This is a genomic window from Streptomyces ficellus (assembly GCF_030406405.1).
GTDB lineage: Bacteria > Actinomycetota > Actinomycetes > Streptomycetales > Streptomycetaceae > Streptomyces > Streptomyces ficellus_B.
Genome location: NZ_JAUEPL010000017.1, coordinates 90,288 through 108,024, shown reverse-complemented (window position 1 = coordinate 108,024; position 17,737 = coordinate 90,288). Strand labels below are relative to the sequence as shown.

The window sequence follows — 17,737 nt, the reverse complement described above, 5'->3', positions numbered from 1 at the left end:
CCCGCCGGGCCCCGAGCCGCCGGACCCCGTGCCGCCGGACCCCGTGCCGCCCGCCTCCGCCGCCGCACCTCGCGCCGGGCGGCACGGGACGCCGGCGCTCCACCCCGCGGAGGGCCTCCGCCCCCACCGGAGGCCCTCCGCGGACGTTCCACGGGCCGTCCGCGGACGTCCTGCGGACGCCCGCGATGTCAGCGGGCGCAAGTAGGGTGTGAGGCATGGCAGACCCCTCCAGCTACCGCCCCAAGCCGGGACAGATCCCCGACTCGCCGGGGGTCTACAAATTCCGTGACGAGCACCGCCGGGTGATCTACGTCGGGAAGGCGAAGTCCCTGCGCCAGCGGCTCGCCAGCTACTTCCAGGACCTGGCGGGCCTGCACCCGCGCACGCGCACGATGGTCACGACCGCCGCCTCCGTCGAGTGGACCGTCGTCTCCACCGAGGTCGAGGCGCTCCAGCTGGAGTACTCGTGGATCAAGGAGTTCGACCCCCGGTTCAACGTCAAGTACCGCGACGACAAGAGCTATCCGTATCTGGCCGTCACCCTCAATGAGGAATTCCCGCGGGTGCAGGTCATGCGGGGCCAGAAGAAGAAGGGCGTGCGGTACTTCGGTCCGTACAGCCACGCCTGGGCCATCCGCGACACGGTCGACCTGCTGCTGCGCGTCTTTCCCGTACGTACGTGCTCGGCCGGGGTGTTCAAGAACGCCGAGCGCACCGGCCGCCCCTGCCTCCTGGGGTACATCGACAAGTGCGCGGCGCCGTGCGTGGGCCGGGTCAGCCCCGAGGAGCACCGCGAACTGGCGGAGGAGTTCTGCGACTTCATGGCCGGCCGCACCGGCACGTACATCCGCCGCCTGGAGAAGGACATGATGGTGGCGGCCGAGGACATGGAGTACGAGAAGGCCGCCCGGCTCCGCGACGACATAGAGGCCCTGAAGCGGGCCATGGAGAAGAGCGCCGTCGTCCTCGCCGACGCCACCGACGCCGACCTGATCGCCGTGGCCGAGGACGAGCTGGAAGCCGCCGTGCAGATCTTCCACGTCCGCGGCGGCCGGGTGCGCGGCCAGCGCGGCTGGGTCACCGACAAGGTCGAGGCCGTGGACACGGCCGGGCTCGTCGAGCACGCGCTCCAGCAGCTGTACGGCGAGGAGAGCGGCGACGCCGTCCCCAAGGAGGTGCTCGTCCCCGCCCTCCCCGAGGACCTGGACGCCATCACGCAGTGGCTCAGCGACCGCCGCGGGTCGAACGTCTCGCTGCGCATCCCGCAGCGCGGCGACAAGAAGGCGCTGATGGAGACGGTCGGGCGCAACGCCCAGCAGGCCCTCGTCCTGCACAAGACCAAGCGCGCCAGCGACCTGACCACCCGCTCCCGGGCGCTGGAGGAGATCGCCGAGGCCCTCGGCCTGGACACGGCTCCCCTGCGCATCGAGTGCTTCGACATCTCCCACCTCCAGGGCGAGGACGTCGTCGCCTCCATGGTCGTCTTCGAGGACGGCCTGCCCCGCAAGAGCGAGTACCGCCGCTTCCAGATCAAGGGCTTCGAGGGCCAGGACGACGTCCGCTCCATGCACGAGGTGATCACCCGCCGCTTCAGGCGGTACCTCGCGGAGAAGGAGAAGACCGGCGAATGGGTGGCCGAGGACGGCGAGGGCGGTGAGGTCCCGGCGGACCTGCCGGAGGACGACGGCAGGCCGAAGAAGTTCGCCTATCCGCCGCAGCTCGTCGTGGTCGACGGCGGCCGCCCGCAGGTCGCCGCCGCTCAGCGGGCCCTGGACGAGCTGGGCATCGACGACGTCGCGGTCTGCGGTCTCGCCAAGCGCCTGGAAGAGGTCTGGCTGCCCGGCGACGACGACCCCGTCGTGCTGCCCCGCTCCAGCGAGGGCCTGTACCTCCTCCAGCGGGTCCGTGACACGGCTCACGATTTCGCGATCCGGTACCAGCGCACCAAGCGCCACAAGCGGATACGCACCAGCCCGCTGGACGCGGTCCCCGGCCTCGGGGACACCCGCAAACAGGCCCTGATCAAGCATTTCGGCTCGGTGAAGCGGCTGCGGCAGGCCACCATCGAGCAGATCTGCGAGGTGCCGGGCCTCGGCCGGAAGACCGCCGAAGCCGTGGCCGTGGCCCTGGCCCAGGCGGTCCCGGCCACCGCTCCCGCCGTGAACACGGCGACAGGAGAGATCATTGAAGAGGACGACGGGGGAACACAGCGATGGACGGGCGAACAGTCATGACTGAGCACGACCCGGCAGCGGACCGAGAAGACGGAGCAGCAGACGTGAGTACGGGCACGACGATCGAGCCTGGCGAGGCCGCCGAAGCGGCCATCCCCGAGCTGGTGATCATCTCCGGCATGTCCGGCGCCGGCCGCAGCACCGCCGCCAAGTGCCTGGAGGACCTCGGCTGGTTCGTCGTGGACAACCTGCCGCCCGCGCTGATCCCCACCATGGTGGAGCTCGGCGCCCGCTCGCAGGGCAATGTGGCGCGCATCGCCGTCGTGGTCGACGTACGTGGCCGCCAGTTCTTCGAGAGCCTGCGGGAGTCCCTCGCGGACCTCGACGCCAAGCAGGTCACCCGCCGGATCGTCTTCCTGGAGTCGTCCGACGACGCCCTGGTCCGCCGTTTCGAGTCGGTGCGCCGTCCGCACCCGCTCCAGGGCGACGGCCGGATCGTGGACGGTATCGCGGCCGAGCGCGACCTGCTGCGCGAGCTGCGCGGCGACGCGGACCTGGTGATCGACACCTCCAGCCTCAACGTCCACGAGCTGCGCGCCAAGATGGACGCCCAGTTCGCCGGCGACGAGGAGCCGGAGCTGCGCGCCACGGTCATGTCCTTCGGCTACAAGTACGGCCTGCCGGTCGACGCCGACCTGGTCGTGGACTGCCGCTTCCTGCCCAACCCGCACTGGGTGCCGGAGCTGCGCCCGTTCACCGGGCTCAACGAGGAGGTGTCGGGCTACGTCTTCAACCAGCCCGGCGCCAAGGAGTTCCTCGACCGGTACACCGAGCTGCTCCAGCTGATCTCCGCCGGCTACCGCCGCGAGGGCAAGCGGTACGTCACGGTCGCGGTCGGCTGCACGGGCGGCAAGCACCGTTCCGTCGCCATGTCCGAGAAGCTCGCCGCCCGGCTCGCGTCCGAAGGGGTCGAGACCGTCGTCGTGCACCGGGACATGGGGCGCGAGTGAAGCAGTACCGCCGGCGTACGAGGTCCCTTTCCGTTCGTACGCTCCGCAGACGCGGAGCCCAGCCCAAGGTCGTCGCCCTCGGCGGCGGCATGGGCCTGTCCGCGTCCCTCACCGCGCTGCGCCGCATCACCGGCGACCTGACCGCCGTGGTCACGGTCGCCGACGACGGCGGATCCAGCGGCCGGCTCCGGGAGGAGCTGGGCGTGCTGCCGCCCGGGGACCTGCGCAAGGCCCTGGCGGCGCTGTGCGGCGATGACGACTGGGGCCAGACCTGGTCCCGCGTCATCCAGCACCGTTTCCAGTCCAGGGGCGACCTGCACGAGCACGCGGTCGGCAACCTGCTGATCGTCGCCCTGTGGGAGCAGCTCGGCGACCACGTCCAGGCCCTGGACCTGGTCGGCAAGCTGCTGGGCGCGCACGGCCGGGTGCTGCCCATGTCGGCCGTGCCGCTGGAGCTCCAGGCGCTGGTCAAGGGCCATGACCCCGAGCGCCCGGACGAGGTGGACACCGTCCGCGGCCAGGCGACCGTGGCGCTGACCCCGGGCGAGGTGCAGTCGGTGCACCTCGTGCCGAACGACCCGCCCGCCGTGCCCGAGGCGGTCGCCGCCGTGCTCGACGCGGACTGGGTGGTGCTCGGCCCCGGCTCCTGGTTCTCCTCGGTGATCCCGCATCTGCTGGTGCCCGAGCTGCTGGAGGCCCTCGTCGAGACGAAGGCCCGCCGCGTCCTGTCGCTGAACCTCGCGCCGCAGCCGGGAGAAACGGAAGGCTTCTCTCCGCAGCGTCATTTGGAGGTTTTGGGACGACACGCCCCTAAACTCGCCCTGGACGTGGTGCTGGCCGACGAAGCCGCGGTGCCGGACCGTGAATCACTCGCGGACGCCGCCAAGCGTCTCGGTGCCGCGGTCGAGTTTGCCCCGGTGGCCAGGAAGGACGGCTCTCCGAAGCACGACCCGGAGCTGCTGGCCGCCGCGTACGACCGTATTTTTCGGATGCATGGAAGGATCGGCCCATGGCGATGACGGCAGCGGTGAAGGACGAAATCTCCCGGCTCCCCGTCACCCGGACCTGCTGCAGAAAGGCGGAGGTCTCGTCGATCCTGCGGTTCGCGGGCGGACTGCACCTGGTCAGCGGGCGGATCGTGATCGAGGCGGAGCTGGACACCGCGATGGCGGCCCGCCGCCTCAAGCGGGACATCGCGGAGATCTTCGGCCACAACTCCGAGCTGATCGTGATGGCCCCGGGCGGGCTGCGGCGCGGCTCCCGCTTCGTCGTACGTGTGGTGGCCGGCGGCGACCAGCTGGCCCGCCAGACCGGTCTGGTCGACGGCCGCGGCCGCCCTATCCGGGGCCTGCCGCCGCAGGTCGTCTCCGGTGCCACCTGTGACGCGGAGGCGGCCTGGCGCGGCGCCTTCCTGGCGCACGGCTCGCTGACCGAGCCCGGCCGCTCCTCGTCGCTGGAGGTCACCTGCCCGGGCCCGGAGGCCGCGCTCGCGCTGGTCGGCGCGGCCCGGCGGCTGTCGATCCCCGCGAAGGCCCGTGAGGTACGGGGCGTGGACCGCGTGGTGGTACGGGACGGCGACGCGATCGGCGCCCTGCTGACCCGGCTCGGCGCACACGACTCGGTGCTGGCCTGGGAGGAGCGGCGGATGCGCCGCGAGGTCCGCGCCACCGCCAACCGCCTGGCCAACTTCGACGACGCCAACCTGCGCCGCTCGGCCCGCGCCGCGGTCGCGGCCGGCGCCCGGGTGCAGCGCGCGCTGGAGATCCTCGGCGAGGAGGTGCCCGAGCACCTGGCGGCGGCCGGGCGGCTGCGCATGGAGCACAAGCAGGCGTCGCTGGAGGAGCTGGGCGCGCTGGCCGACCCGCCGCTCACCAAGGACGCGGTCGCCGGCCGCATCCGCCGGCTTCTGGCGATGGCCGACAAGCGGGCCCAGGACCTGGGCATCCCGGGCACGGAGTGCAACCTGACGGAGGAGATGGCCGACGGCCTCGTCGGCTGACGCCAAGCCCCCGCCCCCTGTCCACCGCTGCCGGCGTCCCCGAAGGGCGCCGGCAGCACCGGTCGCGGCAACCGGCCGGGTTCCCTGCCCGCGGTATTGACATGATCATGGAGAGTCATGAGCCTGGCGCCTGTCCACTTTCGTGGCAGACAACAGTCAGGGGGGCTTATGAGACGCAGCGCGAGATCGATCCTCGCCGCGGCTTCACTGCTGGTGGCCGGACTGGCGGCGGCACCCGTCGCCGGGGCGGAGCGGCCCGGTGCGAGCACCGGAGACGGCGACAGCCTCTCCGTATGGCACGCCCAGGTGAGCAAGGAACAGGTACCCCTGCTCCTCGAAGCCGGCACCGACGGTCATGAGCTGAGCGAACAGGTGCCCGAAAAGGGCACCGCCACCATCGAGTTGTACCTCACCGAGCGGCAGGCGGAGGCGCTGCGCGCCAAGGGTGTGGGCATCAGAGAGCACACCCTCACGGCCACCGCCGACAAGCGCGTCACGGCCGCGGGAGACGGCGTCTTCCGCCCGTACGGCGGCGACAACGGGCTCAAGCGGGAGATCCTGGCGACCGCGCGGGCCCACCCGGGCCTCACCAAGGTCATCAGCATCGGCAAGACCCTCAAGGGCCAGGACATCCTCGCCCTCAAACTGAGCAAGGGCGCCAAGAAGTACAAGGACGGCGCCAAACCCGCCACCCTGTACCTCTCCAACCAGCACGCCCGCGAGTGGATCACCCCGGAAATGACCCGGCGCCTGCTCCACCACTACCTCGCCGGCTACGGCAAGGACCCGCGCCTCACGAGGATCGTCGACACCACCGAACTGTGGTTCGTGCTCTCGGCCAACCCGGACGGCTACGACTTCACCCACGCCGACCCCGCCAACCGCCAGTGGCGCAAGAACCTGCGCGACAACAACGGCGACGGGAAGATCGCCCCGGGCGACGGCGTCGACCTCAACCGCAACTTCTCGTACAAGTGGGGCTACGACAACGAGGGTTCGTCACCCGACCCCGCCGACGAGACCTACCGCGGCACCGGCCCGATGTCCGAGCCGGAGACCAGGGCGCTCGACGCCTTCCAGAAGCGCATCGGCTTCCAGTACGGCATCAACTACCACTCCGCCGCCCAGCTCATCCTGTACGGCGTCGGCTGGCAGGTCGCCACCGACACCCCGGACGACGTCGCCCTCAAGGCCCTGGCCGGCACCCCGGCCGAACCCGCCGTCCCCGGCTACCGCCCACAGGTCTCCTCCGAGCTCTACACCACCAACGGCGAATCCGACGGGCACGCGGCCAACGTCAACGGCATGCAGATGTTCACCCCGGAGATGTCCACCTGCGCCACCGCCTCCCGCGTCGACCCCAATGACGCCTGGGAACCGGCCGACTGCGCCTCCATCTTCACCTTCCCCGACGACGAGAAGCTGATCCAGCAGGAGTTCGCCAAGAACATCCCGTTCGCGCTCGCCGTCGCCGAGTCCGCCGCCCGCCCCGACAACCCGGTCTCCCCGGTCGGCGCCGACGCGCCCCCCTTCGTCCCCGACACCTTCACCACCTCTTACGCGTACGACGGCGACGACCAGGAAGTCGCCGTCACCGCCCGCAAGTCCCTGCGGGACAAGGAGCTCAAGTACCGCGTCAACGGCGGACGTACGCACGACCAGCGCCTCGAAGCCTGGGAGGGCGGCGAGACCTACGGAGGCGAGGACAACCTCTACTACGACGAGTACCGGGCCGAGGTCCAGGACGGCGAGCCGGGCGACACGGTCGAGGTCTGGTTCACCGCCCGCACCCGCGACGGCAAGCGCGTGGCGTCCACCCCGTTCACGTACACCATCGCGGAACGGCCGCGCGGCGACACACTCGTCCTCGCCGACGAGGGCGGCACCACGCCGGCCCGCCATACGGCCGCGTACACCAGGGCGCTCGCCGACAACGGACGCAAGGCAGCGGTCTGGGACGTCGCCGTCAAGGGCGCCCCGCACCCACTGGGCGTGCTCGGCCACTTCGAAAGCGTCGTCTGGTACACCGGCGCCGACCGGCCCGCCGGCGCCACCATGCTCGCGGTGCGCGACTACCTCAACGAGGGCGGCAAGCTGATCAACGCGGGCGAGAACTCCGGCGGCCCGGTGGACATCGGACGCGCCGACTCCAACGACTTCGCCCAGTACTACCTCGGCGCCTACCAGCGCGCCGGAATGCGCTCGCCCGGCTCCTTCCGGGGCGTCGGCCCCTTCGCCGGTACGAACGCGGCCCTCGGTGACGCGCCGGGCAACCCGCTCGACGGCGCCGGCGCCTACACCGTCACCTCCGACACCCTCGACCCGAAGCGGTTCCCGCAGTTCCGCAGCGCGCCCGCCGGTGACTACCCCGGTGTACGCACCCCCTTCGAGCCGTACGAGGGCTCGTCCTTCGCCGCCGCCCGCCACGTCGACAACGCCTGGATGCGGCTCACCCGGACCGTCGACCTGACCGGCACGGACGCCGCGGCCAAGCCCACGCTCCACTTCCGGCTCAGCCACGACACCGAGCCCGGCTACGACAACGTGGTCGTCGAGGCGCACACCGTGGGCGACGACGACTGGACCACCCTGCCGGATGCCAACGGCCACACGTCCACCGAGGTTCCGGCGGACTGCGCCGAGGGCTACTACATCGCCGGGCACCCCTTCCTCGCGCACTACCTGACCCTCGGCTCCGGTGGCTGCACCGCCACCGGCACCACCGGCGCCTGGCACGCCTTCACCGGCGTATCGGGCGGCTGGCAGCCCGTCGCCGTCGACCTGAGCGCCTACGCGGGCAAGCGGGTCGAGCTGTCCGTCTCGTACATCTCCGACCCCGGAACCGGCGGGACGGGCGTCTTCGCCGACGACACCAAGCTGGTCACCGGCGGCACCGTCCGGGAGAGCGAGGGCTTCGAGACCTCCCTCGGCGCCTGGTCCGTCCCCGGCCCGCCGGCCGGCAGCCCCGGCAACGCCGCCGACTGGGTCAGGTCGCCCGCCCTCTACCACTCCCGGGCGGCCGTGACCACCCGCGACACCGTGCTGCTCGGCTTCGGACTGGAGCACGTACCCAGCGCCGCCGAGCGCAAGCGGCTGGTCGGGAAGGCGCTCGCCGCCCTCCGCCGCTGACACTCGGTAGTCGGACCAGGGGGCCGGAGCCCGTACCCATCGGTAGGTACGGGCTCCGGAGTCGTACGGGTGCGCTCGATGTCACTCCACCCCCTGGAGGGAGGTAGGGTCGTAAGCGGTCGGGGACATCCCATACAACTCGCCGGCGTCGAAAACCGGCGTACCAACGAGGAGATCGGTTTCGTGACGATCCGCGTAGGCATCAACGGCTTTGGCCGCATCGGTCGTAACTACTTCCGCGCGCTGCTGGAGCAGGGTGCAGACATCGAGATCGTGGCTGTCAACGACCTGGGTGACACCGCGACCACCGCTCACCTGCTGAAGTACGACACCATTCTGGGTCGTCTCAAGGCCGAGGTCAGCCACACCGCCGACACCATCACGGTCGACGGCCACACCATCAAGGTGCTGTCCGAGCGCAACCCGGCCGACATCCCGTGGGGCGAGCTGGGCGTCGACATCGTCATCGAGTCGACCGGCATCTTCACCAAGAAGGCCGACGCCGAGAAGCACATCGCCGGCGGCGCCAAGAAGGTCCTCATCTCGGCTCCGGCCAGCGATGAGGACATCACCATTGTCATGGGTGTCAACCAGGACACGTACGACGCGGCCAACCACCACGTCATCTCCAACGCCTCCTGCACCACCAACTGCGTGGCGCCGATGGCCAAGGTCCTCGACGAGAACTTCGGCATCGTCAAGGGCATGATGACGACGGTCCACGCGTACACCAACGACCAGCGCATCCTGGACTTCCCGCACAAGGACCTGCGCCGCGCCCGCGCCGCCGCGGAGAACATCATCCCGACCTCGACGGGTGCCGCCAAGGCCACCGCCCTGGTCCTTCCGCAGCTCAAGGGCAAGCTCGACGGCATCGCCATGCGCGTCCCCGTCCCGACCGGTTCGGTCACCGACCTGGTCCTGGAGCTGGACCGCGAGGTCACCAGGGACGAGATCAACACGGCGTTCCAGAAGGCCGCCGAGGGTCAGCTCAAGGGCATCCTCGAGTACACCGAGGACCCGATCGTCTCCTCGGACATCGTCAACTGGCCGGCTTCCTGCACCTTCGACTCGCAGCTCACCATGGTCCAGGGCAAGCAGGTCAAGGTCGTCGGCTGGTACGACAACGAGTGGGGCTACTCCAACCGCCTCGTCGACCTCACCGTCTTCGTCGGCGGCCGGCTCTGAGCGACTGAGCGACAGGGCAGGCACCTCGATGTGAGCACAGGGCTCGGGCAGCGCAACGCCGCGCTGTACGAGCCCTGTCGCTTGTGTTGATCTTCAAGGAGAAACAGGACAGATGAAGACGATCGACGATCTTCTCCGCCAAGGGGTCGAAGGCAAGCGGGTATTCGTCCGCGCCGACCTCAACGTGCCGCAGGACGGCACCACCATCACCGACGACGGCCGCATCCGCGCCGTCCTGCCGACCATCAAGGCGCTGACCGCCGCCGGTGCCAAGGTCGTCGTGGCCTCGCACCTCGGCCGCCCCAAGGGCGCCCCGGACCCGGCGTTCACGCTGCGCTTCGCCGCCTCCCGGCTCGGCGAGCTCCTCGGCCGGCCGGTCGCCTTCGCCGGGGACACCATCGGCTCCGAGGCCCACGCGGCCGTGGCAGGGCTGGACAACGGCCAGGTCGCCGTCCTGGAGAACCTCCGCTTCCACCCCGGTGAGACCTCCAAGGACCCCGCCGAGCGCGCGGAACTGGCCGCCCGCCTCGCCGCCTTCGCGGACGTGTACGTCGGCGACGGCTTCGGCGCCGTGCACCGTCAGCACGCCTCCGTGGCGGAGCTGCCGCGCCTGATGCCCAAGTACGCCGGTTACCTGATCGCCACCGAGGTCGGCGTCCTGAGGAAGCTCACCGAGGACGTCCGGCGCCCTTACGTCGTCGTGCTCGGCGGCGCGAAGGTCTCCGACAAGCTCGCCGTGATCGACCAGCTGCTCGACAAGGCCGACCGCCTGCTGATCGGCGGCGGCATGGCGTACACCTTCCTCAAGGCCAAGGGGTACGAGGTCGGCATCTCCCTCCTGCAGGAGGACCAGGTCCCGATCGTGACCGAGTACATGCAGCGCGCCGAGAAGAACGGCGTCGAGCTGGTCCTCCCGGTCGACATCCTGGCCGCCGCGGAGTTCCCGGACCTGAAGACCAAGGCCCCCGCCGACCACGTCACCGTCGACGCCGACAAGATCCCCTCCGACAAGGAGGGCCTGGACATCGGCCCGAGGACCCGCGAGCTGTACGCGTCCAAGCTCGCCGACGCGGCGACGATCTTCTGGAACGGTCCGCTCGGTGTCTTCGAGCACCCCGACTACGCCGGTGGCACCCGTGCCATCGCCCAGGCGCTTGTCGACAGTGACGCCTTCACCGTCGTCGGCGGTGGCGACTCGGCCGCCGCGGTCCGCACGCTGGGCTTCGACGAGAACGCTTTTGGCCACATTTCGACCGGCGGCGGTGCGAGCCTCGAATACCTCGAAGGCAAGACGCTCCCCGGCCTCGCCGCACTGGAGGACTGACCCTTAATGACTGCCTTGGAACAGGGCCGCACCCCGCTGATGGCGGGCAACTGGAAGATGAACCTCAACCACCTCGAGGCCATCGCCCACGTCCAGAAGCTCGCCTTCGCCCTCAGCGACAAGGACTACGAGGCCGTCGAGGTCTCCGTCCTCGCGCCCTTCACCGACCTCCGGTCCGTACAGACCCTGGTCGACGGCGACAAGCTCAAGATCAAGTACGGTGCCCAGGACCTCTCGGCGCACGACTCCGGCGCGTACACCGGTGAGATCTCCGGCGCGATGCTGGCCAAGCTGAAGTGCTCGTACGTGGTCGTCGGCCACTCCGAGCGCCGGCAGTACCACGCCGAGACCGACGAGCTCTGCAACGCCAAGGTGAAGGCCGCCTTCCGGCACGGCCTGACCCCGATCCTCTGCGTCGGTGAGGGCCTGGACGTCCGCAAGGCCGGTGACCAGGTCTCCTACACGCTCGCGCAGCTCGACGGCGGCCTGAAGGACATCCCGGCCGAGCAGGCCGAGACCATCGTGATCGCCTACGAGCCGGTGTGGGCCATCGGCACCGGCGAGGTCGCCACCCCCGAGGACGCGCAGGAGGTCTGCGGCGCGATCCGCGGACGGCTCGCCGAGCTGTACTCGCAGGAGCTGGCCGACAAGGTCCGCATCCAGTACGGCGGCTCCGTCAAGGGCTCGAACGTCGCCGCGATCATGGCGCAGCCCGATGTGGACGGCGCCCTGGTCGGTGGCGCGTCGCTGGACGCCGACGAGTTCGTCAAGATCGTCCGGTTCCGCGACCAGTGAGCCGATGGGGCCCGGCCACTGCCGGCACAGGGGGCGGGCGCCCCGGAGGCGAACCGATAGGTGCGAGTATGCGGTAGGGCGGATCCGTCGTACCCTTGCGGGGGCCGAGGCTCACAGTCCAGATGCGGCAGCGCCGCGTGGGCGGGCCTGGGCCCCCGTCGTCCGTAGAAGTCCGAGAATTGCCAGGAAGTAGGGTCCAGCCGTGGTTATGGGGTTCTCGATCGCCCTGATGGTCTTCAGCGCGCTGCTGATGCTGCTCGTGCTGATGCACAAGGGGAAGGGCGGCGGCCTCTCCGACATGTTCGGTGGCGGTATGCAGTCCTCCGTCGGTGGCTCCTCGGTCGCCGAGCGCAACCTGGACCGCATCACCGTGGTCGTCGGTCTGCTGTGGTTCGCGTGCATTGTCGTACTTGCACTTCTGATGAAACTGGACAACTGAGTCATCGGTGATCGCCGGTTCCGCGTTCCGGGCAGGGGGGTAACTCCTATCACTGGACGCGCGTTGGGCCTTACGTAGACTGGGGCATCTTCGGGCACCATCACGCAGGGAGTTACAACCGTGGCAAGTGGCAACGCGATCCGGGGAAGCCGGGTCGGAGCGGGGCCGATGGGGGAGGCCGAGCGGGGCGAGTCCGCGCCGCGACTCCGCATCTCCTTCTGGTGCTCGAACGGGCACGAGACGCAGCCGAGCTTCGCCAGTGACGCACAGGTCCCCGACACCTGGGACTGCCCGCGCTGCGGGTTCCCGGCCGGCCAGGACCGGGACAACCCGCCGGACCCGCCGCGCACCGAGCCCTACAAGACGCACCTCGCGTACGTACGGGAGCGGCGCAGCGACGCGGACGGCGAGGCGATCCTGGCCGAGGCGCTCGCCAAACTGCGCGGCGAGATCTGAAGAGTTGAGCAGGGCCCTGCGGGTGGATCCGGGCGGATCCCACCGGCAGGGCCGTTTTCGTGCCCTTTGTGGCCTGCGCTCGGCTTGGTGTGGCCCACGGCGGCCGCCGTGGGCCCCCGCGTTGTCAGTGGTGACCTCTACCGTCGTGGGTGAGTCATCATCCGGGCGGTGAGGGGGGACCGTGACGACAGCGGAGTCGGTGGGCATCCTGCGGGTGCCGGCGTGGCGGGGCGGGTTCGGGAGGCTGTGGGCGGCCGCGGTCGTCTCCAAGTTCGGTGACTCGCTGCGTACGGCGGCGATGCCGCTGCTGGCGGTCTCACTGACGCGCGACCCGTTGCTGATCGCGGCCGTCACGGCGTGCGGTTTTCTGCCGTGGCTGCTGTTCGGCCTGCTCGGCGGGGCCGTCGCCGACCGGGTGGACCAGCGGCGCGCCATGTGGGCCGTGGACCTGGTGCGAGGCGCGCTCATGGCGGCGTTCGCGGTGGCGGTCGCCCTGGGGCACGCGTCCATCGCCCTGCTGATCGTGCTCGCCTTCGCGCTCACCACCCTCCAGACCCTGTTCGACAACGCGGCGACCTCCCTGCTGCCGTCGCTGGTGCCGGCCGAGGCGCTGGCGAGCGCCAATGCCCGGCTCATGACCGGCCAGCAGGTGGCGGGCGGCTTCCTGGCGGCCCCGCTGGTGCCGGCGCTGCTGCTGGCGGGGGCCGCCGTGCCGTACGCGGCGGACGCGGCCACATATGTCCTCGCGGCGCTGCTGGTGGCCTCGCTGCGGGTGGCGGCGCCCGAGCGGGCGGCCCGCGCGGCCGGTTCCACCCTGCGGGTGGAGATCGCCGAAGGGCTGCGCTTCTTATGGCGGGACCGGGCGCAGCGCGGGCTGTGCGTGGCCACGACCCTGACGAACGTAGGCGTGGGCGCGCTCATCGCGACGCTGGTGCTGCACGTCACCGGCTGGCTGGGGGCGGGCGAGGGCGGTTATGCCGCGGCCATCACCGCGTACGGCGCGGGCAGCGTCCTGGGCGGGCTGCTCGCCCGGCGGATCGCCGAGCGGACCGGCCGTATACGGGCGGTCTTCGTGGCCGGAGCGGTCCAGGCCGGGGCCCTCGCGGTCATGGGCTCGGTGCGCGAGCTGTGGGTGACGACGGTGGCGCTGGCGCTGTTCGGGCTGATGGGGATGGTGTGGAACGTCAACCAGGCCACGCTCATGCAGGAGCGCGCCCCCGAGGGGATGCTCGGCCGGATCAGCGCCGCGTTCCGCACGCTGGCGATCGGCGGCGCCCCGCTCGGCGCCCTGCTGGGCGGCGCGGTGGCGGCGGCCTGGGGAGCGAACACGCCCGCGCTGCTGGCGGCCGGACTGTTCACGGTGGCCGTCGCCTCGTTGGCGCGGCAGATCAATTAGGTTGGGAGTGCAGCGGGGCAAGCAGGCAGGTACGAGAAGAAGTGGGCTGATGTCGGAGATGAACGCAGAAGGCCGTACCAGGCTGAACCAGATGCCCGAGTGGACCGCTCTCGGCAAGCACCGGGAGCAGCTGGGGCAGACGCGTCTGCGCGAGTTGTTCGCCGCCGACCCGGCGCGAGGCACCGGGTACACCCTGCGCGTCGGCGATCTGTATCTGGACTACTCCAAGCACCTCGTGACCGACGAGACGCTGGCGCTGCTGCGCGAGTTGGCCGCGGCGAGCGGGGTGGCGGAGCTGCGGGACGCGATGTTCCGCGGAGAGAAGATCAACACGACGGAGAACCGCGCGGTCCTGCACACGGCGCTGCGCGCCCCGCGTGACGCCGTGATCGAGGTCGACGGCGAGAACGTGGTGCCGGGCGTGCACGCGGTGCTGGACAAGATGGCCGCGTTCTCGGAGCGGATCCGGTCGGGTGAGTGGACCGGGCACACCGGGAAGCCCATCAAGAACGTCGTCAACATCGGTATCGGCGGCTCCGACCTGGGCCCGGCGATGGCGTACGAGGCGCTGCGGTCCTACACCAAGCGGGACTTGACGGTGCGTTTCGTCTCGAACGTCGACGGCGCCGACCTGCACGAGGCGGTCCGTGACCTGGACCCCGCCGAGACGCTCTTCATCATCGCCTCCAAGACGTTCACCACCATCGAGACCATCACCAACGCCACCTCCGCCCGGGACTGGCTGCTCACCGGGCTCGGGGCCGGCCCGGAGGCCGTCGCCAAGCACTTCGTGGCCCTGTCGACCAATGCCGAGAAGGTCGATGACTTCGGCATCGACACGGCCAACATGTTCGAGTTCTGGGACTGGGTCGGCGGCCGGTACTCCTACGACTCCGCGATCGGTCTCTCGCTGATGATCGCCATCGGCCCGGACCGCTTCCGCGAGATGCTCGACGGCTTCCACCTCGTCGACGAGCACTTCCGTACCGCTCCGCCCGAGGAGAACGCGCCGCTGCTGCTCGGCCTGCTCGGCGTCTGGTACGGGGAGTTCTTCGGCGCCCAGTCGCACGCCGTCCTGCCCTACAGCCACTACCTGTCGAAGTTCACGGCGTACCTCCAGCAGCTCGACATGGAGTCCAACGGCAAGTCCGTGGACCGCGAGGGCAACCCGGTCGACTGGCAGACCGGCCCGGTCGTCTGGGGCACGCCCGGCACCAACGGGCAGCACGCCTATTACCAGTTGATCCACCAGGGCACCAAGGTCATCCCGGCCGACTTCATCGGCTTCGCCAAGCCGGTCGCCGACCTGGAGCCCCGTCTGGTGGCCCAGCACGACCTGCTGATGGCCAACTTCTTCGCCCAGACCCAGGCGCTGGCCTTCGGCAAGACACCCGAGGAGGTACGGGCCGAAGGCGTACCGGAGGAGCTGGTGCCGCACAAGACCTTCCGCGGCAACCACCCCACCACGACGATCCTCGCGGACGAGCTGACACCGTCCGTGCTGGGCCAGCTGGTCGCGCTGTACGAGCACAAGGTCTTCGTGCAGGGCGCCATCTGGAACATCGACTCGTTCGACCAGTGGGGCGTCGAGCTCGGCAAGGTGCTGGCCAAGAAGATTGAGCCCGTGCTGACCCGGGGCGAGGGCGGCGAGCAGCTGGACAGCTCGACGGCCACGCTGGCCGCCACGTACCGGACGCTCCGAGGGCGCTGAACCGATGACGGGGGAGGACGCGGTGCGGCTGCGGCCGCCGAACAACACGCTGAACGAGCGGGCCGTCGGCTGGTGGCGCACGCGGTTGCTGCTGCTGACGGTGGTGCCCGTGGTGGTAGCGGCCGTGCCGGCCGTGCTCATCGAGCCCGCTCGGCCAGGGCTGTCGGCGCTTGCGGCCGCCCTCGCCGTGGCCGGGCTCGCCTGCACCGCGTTCTTCCCCCGCTGGTGGTTCACGGTGCACCGCTGGGAGGTCACGGACGAGGCCGTCTACGTCCGGACCGGGGCCTTCTGGCAGGAGTGGCGGATCGCGCCGATGTCCCGCATCCAGACCGTGGACACCATACGCGGGCCGCTGGAGCAGGCGTTCGGGCTCGCCACGGTCACCGTGACCACCGCCTCCGCGAAGGGCGCCATCCGGATCGAGGGCCTCGACCACGAACTGGCGGCGGAACTCGCCCAGCGGCTGACCCGGATCACCCAGGCCACCCCCGGGGACGCGACATGACCGAGCCCGGCGGCGCCGACCACGGCACGACCGGCCCGGCACCCGGCGGGGACGGCGACGGGTGGGCGCGGCTGGACAAGCGGGCAGTGCTCGTCACCGCCCTCGTCATGGCCGGGGTCGCGGCCGGTGCCTGCGTCCCGGTGCTGCTGGGGCTGTCCGGGGGCGTGTGGTTCGGCAGCGGGGCGCGGCGCGGCACGGGCCTGCTCCTGCTGCCGGCCGGGGCCGTGCTGCTGGTGGCGGGCGGGGCGGCGGTGGAGTACGTGCGCTGGACGCGCACCCGCTACCGCATCGGCCCCGAGCGCGCCGAGCTCCACACCGGGCTGCTGCTGGTCAAACGCCGCTCCCTGGCACGGGAACGGATCCGCAGCGTCGACCTGACGGCCAATCCGCTGCTGCGCCTCCTCGGCCTGGTGAAGGTCCGTATCGGTACGGGGGAGCACACCGGCGGCGGCGAGTCCACGCTGGAACTGCACCCCGTCAGCAGGGCCGAGGGCGAGCGGCTGCGCCGCGAACTGCTCGACAGGGCCCCGTCGCCGGCCGCCGAGGCGCACCGCGACGGCGAGCTCGCCCGGCTGGACCCCCGCTGGATCCGGTACGCCCCCCTATCGTTCGTCGCCCCGCTGCTCGGCGGCGCGGCGGCGGGCGGCGTGATGCAGGTCAGCGACTGGTTCGGCGCCCAGCACCGGGTCATCGACTGGGTGGGTGACCGGTTCCGGGACACACCGGCCATCTGGATCGTCCTGGTCCTCGCCGTGGCGGCGCTTGTCGCGGGTGCCGTCGGCGCGCTCGGCCTGTGGGTCGAGATGTGGTGGAACTACCGGCTGGAGCGTGAGCCCGGCGGCACGCTCAGGGTCCGGCGCGGTCTGCTGACCGCCCGCTCGATCTCCATCGAGGAGCGGCGCCTGCGCGGTGTGGAGCTCGTCGAGCCGCTCGGCGTCCGGCTGTGCCGGGCGGCCAGGATCGACGCGGTCGCTACCGGCCTGGCCAAGGCTGAGGACGACAAGCACGCCGACCACAAGACGCTGCTGCCCGCCGTCCCGCGCGCCCTGGCGGACGACGTCGCCGCACGGGTGCTCAGGGAAACGGTGTCCCCCACGGGCGCGCCGCTCACCGGTCACCCGCGCGCCGCCCGCACCCGGCGGCTGCGCTGGTCGCTGGGCGCCGCCCTGCTCCCGGTCCTGGTCCTCGCGGTCCTGGGCGCCGCCGTCGCCGACGTACTGCTGTATGTCGCGGCGGCGTGCGCGGTGGTGGGGCTGCCGCTCGCCGTGCTGCTCGCCCTCGACGCCTACCGGAGCCTGGGCCATGGCCTGAGCGGCGACTACCTGGTCGCCCGCTCCGGCACGGTACGCCGTGCCACCGTCGCCCTCCAGCGCGGCGGGGTGATCGGCTGGACGGTCAAGCAGTCGTACGTCCAGCGCCGGGCGGGCCTCATCACGCTGACCGCGACAACGGCGGCGGGCGCGGGCGCGTACGACATTCACGACGCCGACCAGGAGGAGGGGACCGCCTTCGCCGCGGCAGCCGTCCCCGGACTGCTGGAACCGTTCCTGGAGCGGGGCAGCGGAGAACGGGGCAGCGAAAGGCCCGGTCCACCGAAGGGGTGAACCGGGC

Annotated in this window: 14 protein-coding genes; all 14 read left to right on the top strand. The window is 71.0% G+C overall.

Annotation, left to right across the window (positions count from 1 at the left end):
- Positions 1-215 precede the first annotated feature (215 nt).
- The 14 genes from uvrC (at position 216) to QWM81_RS14005 (ending at position 17,730) form a co-directional block, all read left to right on the top strand.
- Positions 216-2,234, top strand: coding sequence for an excinuclease ABC subunit UvrC (gene uvrC, locus QWM81_RS14070; RefSeq protein WP_290112223.1), 2,019 nt, complete (start codon positions 216-218; stop codon positions 2,232-2,234).
- Entirely contained in the window at positions 2,231-3,184 is a 954-nt protein-coding gene (gene rapZ, locus QWM81_RS14065) for an RNase adapter RapZ (RefSeq protein ID WP_290112221.1), read from the top strand. The genes uvrC and rapZ overlap by 4 nt, the downstream gene beginning before the upstream one ends.
- A complete protein-coding gene (locus QWM81_RS14060) occupies positions 3,181-4,203 on the top strand; it encodes a gluconeogenesis factor YvcK family protein (RefSeq protein ID WP_290112219.1) in 1,023 nt (340 codons plus the stop codon). Before rapZ ends, QWM81_RS14060 begins: the two co-directional genes overlap by 4 nt.
- Entirely contained in the window at positions 4,194-5,183 is a 990-nt protein-coding gene (gene whiA, locus QWM81_RS14055) for a DNA-binding protein WhiA (RefSeq protein ID WP_290112217.1), read from the top strand. The genes QWM81_RS14060 and whiA overlap by 10 nt, the downstream gene beginning before the upstream one ends.
- 168 nt (positions 5,184-5,351) lie before the next feature.
- A complete protein-coding gene (locus QWM81_RS14050; RefSeq protein ID WP_290112216.1) occupies positions 5,352-8,312 on the top strand; it encodes a M14 family metallopeptidase in 2,961 nt (986 codons plus the stop codon).
- A 183-nt stretch (positions 8,313-8,495) separates the two neighbouring features.
- Positions 8,496-9,500, top strand: coding sequence for a type I glyceraldehyde-3-phosphate dehydrogenase (gene gap / locus QWM81_RS14045; protein WP_290112214.1), 1,005 nt, complete (start codon positions 8,496-8,498; stop codon positions 9,498-9,500).
- Positions 9,501-9,612: 112 nt separating this feature from the next.
- The gene (locus tag QWM81_RS14040) at positions 9,613-10,824 is read left to right on the top strand and encodes a phosphoglycerate kinase (protein WP_290112213.1); all 1,212 of its coding nucleotides are present in this window, start codon (positions 9,613-9,615) and stop codon (positions 10,822-10,824) included.
- A gap of 6 nt (positions 10,825-10,830) precedes the next feature.
- On the top strand, positions 10,831-11,619 hold the full coding sequence (gene tpiA / locus QWM81_RS14035) for a triose-phosphate isomerase (protein ID WP_290112211.1): 789 nt from the start codon (positions 10,831-10,833) through the stop codon (positions 11,617-11,619).
- Positions 11,620-11,827: 208 nt separating this feature from the next.
- On the top strand, positions 11,828-12,058 hold the full coding sequence (gene secG, locus QWM81_RS14030; protein WP_290112232.1) for a preprotein translocase subunit SecG: 231 nt from the start codon (positions 11,828-11,830) through the stop codon (positions 12,056-12,058).
- A 120-nt stretch (positions 12,059-12,178) separates the two neighbouring features.
- A complete protein-coding gene (locus QWM81_RS14025; protein WP_003957010.1) occupies positions 12,179-12,514 on the top strand; it encodes an RNA polymerase-binding protein RbpA in 336 nt (111 codons plus the stop codon).
- A gap of 181 nt (positions 12,515-12,695) precedes the next feature.
- Positions 12,696-13,910, top strand: a complete 1,215-nt coding sequence (locus QWM81_RS14020) for an MFS transporter (RefSeq protein WP_290112209.1) — start codon at positions 12,696-12,698, stop codon at positions 13,908-13,910.
- Positions 13,911-13,968: 58 nt separating this feature from the next.
- Positions 13,969-15,621 (top strand): glucose-6-phosphate isomerase, encoded by a 1,653-nt coding sequence (gene pgi, locus QWM81_RS14015; RefSeq protein WP_290112230.1) that lies wholly within the window; start codon positions 13,969-13,971, stop codon positions 15,619-15,621.
- A 4-nt stretch (positions 15,622-15,625) separates the two neighbouring features.
- Entirely contained in the window at positions 15,626-16,126 is a 501-nt protein-coding gene (locus QWM81_RS14010; protein ID WP_290112207.1) for a PH domain-containing protein, read from the top strand.
- Entirely contained in the window at positions 16,123-17,730 is a 1,608-nt protein-coding gene (locus tag QWM81_RS14005; protein WP_290112205.1) for a PH domain-containing protein, read from the top strand. Before QWM81_RS14010 ends, QWM81_RS14005 begins: the two co-directional genes overlap by 4 nt.
- Positions 17,731-17,737 lie beyond the last annotated feature (7 nt).

Coding starts and splice junctions, on each gene's coding strand:
- QWM81_RS14040 (WP_290112213.1), top strand. CDS start 9,613: ATGAAGACGATCGACGATCTTCTCCGCCAAGGGGTCGAAGGCAAGCGG.
- QWM81_RS14005 (WP_290112205.1), top strand. CDS start 16,123: ATGACCGAGCCCGGCGGCGCCGACCACGGCACGACCGGCCCGGCACCC.
- uvrC (WP_290112223.1), top strand. CDS start 216: ATGGCAGACCCCTCCAGCTACCGCCCCAAGCCGGGACAGATCCCCGAC.
- rapZ (WP_290112221.1), top strand. CDS start 2,231: ATGACTGAGCACGACCCGGCAGCGGACCGAGAAGACGGAGCAGCAGAC.
- QWM81_RS14050 (WP_290112216.1), top strand. CDS start 5,352: ATGAGACGCAGCGCGAGATCGATCCTCGCCGCGGCTTCACTGCTGGTG.
- whiA (WP_290112217.1), top strand. CDS start 4,194: ATGGCGATGACGGCAGCGGTGAAGGACGAAATCTCCCGGCTCCCCGTC.
- tpiA (WP_290112211.1), top strand. CDS start 10,831: ATGACTGCCTTGGAACAGGGCCGCACCCCGCTGATGGCGGGCAACTGG.
- pgi (WP_290112230.1), top strand. CDS start 13,969: ATGAACGCAGAAGGCCGTACCAGGCTGAACCAGATGCCCGAGTGGACC.
- secG (WP_290112232.1), top strand. CDS start 11,828: ATGGGGTTCTCGATCGCCCTGATGGTCTTCAGCGCGCTGCTGATGCTG.
- QWM81_RS14010 (WP_290112207.1), top strand. CDS start 15,626: ATGACGGGGGAGGACGCGGTGCGGCTGCGGCCGCCGAACAACACGCTG.